Genomic DNA, 861 nt, shown 5'->3' on the forward strand with positions numbered 1-861 from the left:
ATATTGAGTGCCCGGATGGCAGCCTTTATGTATTCCATTTTCCAGACCCTGCTGTTATGGGGTATCAATTGCCGTCACTGGGTAAGATCGTATCTAACAGCCTGTGCGGAAAACAACGGCAAGCCACCGGAAGATTTATCTCCATTTCTTCCCTGGGCAATGGATGATGCACGTCGAGAGAGGCTTTCCGAGCCACCTGAGTTTGACAGCTCATGATCTGCAACTGCGGCTGGGAGTTTTTCCTCCGGGCACGTTGAGCAGATTCTATCCCTCCCCAAACGAATTCCTGAATGGAAGCGGTTCTTCATTTGCGAAGAGCTATGCCGGACATGTCAGTGTCTCAAGCCTGATGGCAAGAATCTTACCGATTTGCATTTCTGCCCATGTGCAAAAAGCCTCTGATCATTCAGATCATACGGCATCCACCCACCCCATGCTCAACTCCCCTTACAAAAAAATATATTCACCCCTGCTATTGATCCACATGGTGCTCCATCCTTATCGATCAACCACCACAGTTGCGTCTGCATCTGCTCACTTTATCAGGCCAATGCCTGCCCCCGTTGATTCAGCTTATTATAATGATACTGACTTCCTGCCAACCTGTTTTCCTGAAGTTTCGTCATCATAATTACGAATGCGCTACAGATCGTTGTACGGGCTTGCTTTTTGTTCAACGATTTCGTAAATTCAACAGATGAGTCCGTTTGTCAAATGAGATCAAGGTCAAAAATTAAAAAATCTGACCCTGAGGCCCAGGTTTTCCATGTTAAAATAAAGAATTTGCACTTGTTTACGAAAAAGGATAGACTTTTAGTGCGTTGAAGGAATAGAGTATTAAAAGTTGAACCGAATATTTAC

The 861-nt window shown here is 44.8% G+C and carries 1 pseudogene; it reads left to right on the forward strand.

The window, feature by feature from the left end:
• A pseudogene (locus MTBBW1_RS29310) lies at nucleotides 1-216 on the forward strand (IS66 family transposase); the annotation flags it as partial.
• Between the last annotated feature and the right edge of the window lie 645 nt (nucleotides 217-861).

Origin of the sequence: Desulfamplus magnetovallimortis (assembly GCF_900170035.1) — a bacterium.
GTDB classification, from domain to species: Bacteria; Desulfobacterota; Desulfobacteria; order Desulfobacterales; family Desulfobacteraceae; genus Desulfamplus; species Desulfamplus magnetovallimortis.